Origin of the sequence: Oscillibacter sp. CAG:155 (assembly GCA_000436875.1) — a bacterium.
Lineage (GTDB): Bacteria > Bacillota > Clostridia > Oscillospirales > Oscillospiraceae > Oscillibacter.
The window spans coordinates 24,869-26,666 of record FR890910.1 but is presented as its reverse complement, the minus strand read 5'-3'; the positions used below and the strand labels follow the sequence as shown (position 1 = coordinate 26,666).

Annotated in this window: 2 protein-coding genes; both read right to left on the bottom strand. The window is 57.3% G+C overall.

Annotated elements, in window-relative coordinates; all coding sequences use genetic code 11:
* Positions 1-1,264: ABC transporter transmembrane domain-containing protein (locus QZL67_RS06140; protein ID WP_292919985.1), on the bottom strand; the 1,264-nt coding region annotated here is incomplete at its 3' end.
* Positions 1,251-1,694 (bottom strand): MarR family winged helix-turn-helix transcriptional regulator, encoded by a 444-nt coding sequence (locus QZL67_RS06135; RefSeq protein WP_022289871.1) that lies wholly within the window; start codon positions 1,692-1,694, stop codon positions 1,251-1,253. The genes QZL67_RS06135 and QZL67_RS06140, both read right to left, overlap by 14 nt.
* Between the last annotated feature and the right edge of the window lie 104 nt (positions 1,695-1,798).

Here is a 1,798-nt window from a genome sequence, read left to right as displayed (position 1 = left end):
AGAGCACATTTTTCTGCAGCACGATCCCCACAGCATCCCGCAGTGCCGTCAAGTCGTATGCCCGGACATCCCGGCCGCCGAGTTTGACCGTTCCCTCGGTTGTATCATAGAGTCTGGGGATGAGCTGAACCAGCGTGGTTTTGGACGAACCGGTCCCCCCCATGATCCCCACGGTCTGCCCGGCCTTGATGTGCAGATTTACGCCGGACAGCGCATATTCTTTGGCTCCCGCCTGGTATTTGAAGGAGACGTTTTCAAAGTCGATGCTGCCGTCGGGGACTTCCGTGACGGCATGCTCCGGAGAGGTCAGGGCGGCGTCCTCATCCAGTACCTGGGCAATACGGTGGGCGCTTGCCAGAGAACGGGTCAGAAGTAAAAATACATTGGAGATCATCATGAAGGAATTCATGACCTGGAGCACATAGCTGAGAAATCCAGTGAGCTCCCCCACCTGAAGCTGCCCCTTCAGAATCATCCCGCCGCCAAACCACAAAATGAGCACGGTGGCGGTGTACATGGTAAACTGAAAGGCCGGCAGATTCAGCACAGCAAAGTGAAATGTCCGCTGGCTGGTCTCCATAAGCTCCCTGTTGACATCCCGAAACTTCTCCTCTTCATAGGTCCCGCGGACAAAGGCTTTAACCGCGCGGATCGCGGTGAGCCACTCTTGGACCACATTATTGAGCTGGTCCACCGCCTTCTGGAGCCGTCCATACATAGGGGCCACCTGCCGGACCACAAGGAACAGCGTGAGGCCCAGAACCGGGGCGCACACCACAAAGATCAGCGCCAGTCTGGCATTCATCCAGAAGGAAAGTCCCAGCCCCATCACCAGCATCACCGGACTGCGGACCATAGGACGCAGTCCACCATTGACGGCGTTTTGCAGCACCGTCACATCGGTGGTCATGCGGGTGACCAATGAGGAGGTCTCAAACCGGTCCAGATTGGAAAAGGCATAGCTCTGCACCCGCCGATACTGGGCCTCCCGGATATTGGCCCCCCATCCGTAAGCACCGCGGGCGGCAAAGCGGGCATACAGCAGACCGGTTACCAGCGCCAGTAGCGCGCAGATGCCCATCTGCACCCCTTTGCGGACGATGTAGGCCAGGTCGTGCTCCTCCACGCCCACGTCAATGAGATCCGCCATCAGGACCGGGATCACCAGTTCAAAAAAAGTCTCCACAACGACCAGCAGCGCTCCGATCAGCAGGTCCCGCCGGTAATCCCCCAGATAGGACAACAGCCGTTTAAAGTCCTTCACCGCCGGTCCTCCTTTCCGTCTTGAGATTCTGATAGGCCCGGGCAAGGTATTCGGAAAAATTGGCCCGCTCCTCCGGCGTAAAGCCGCTGAGCATTCTCTCTTCCATTTTCAGGCAGTTATCCTCCCACTGTGTATATGCCTCCTGCCCTGCCGGCGTCAGCTCGATCAGATCTCTCCGTTTATCCGTCTCATCGGGATGCCGGGTCACGAAGCCGCCCTTTTCCAAACTGTCCAGCATCCGGCACACCGCCGCCGGGTCCACGTCATAATAATCCGCCAGTTGGCGCTGGCCGCTGGCGCCGTTCCGGCTCAGATATCCGAGGATCTTAGGCTGCCCGGTCCCCAGGCCAAGCTTTGTAAGACACGGCCGCAGAACGCTGCTCTGGGCATGGAACGCCCGATAGAGCAGCATGTGGAAGGTTTGTTGCATCTTCATGCCTCCCTAATTGACATATCAATAATTGATATGTCAATTATAGAAGGATTCCCCGTCTTGTCAAGAGCGGATTTGGGGCGGAATTTTCTGGGAAACGC

Excerpts from the sequence above, each read along its gene's own strand:
- QZL67_RS06135 (WP_022289871.1), bottom strand. The coding sequence starts at position 1,694 with ATGCAACAAACCTTCCACATGCTGCTCTATCGGGCGTTCCATGCCCAG.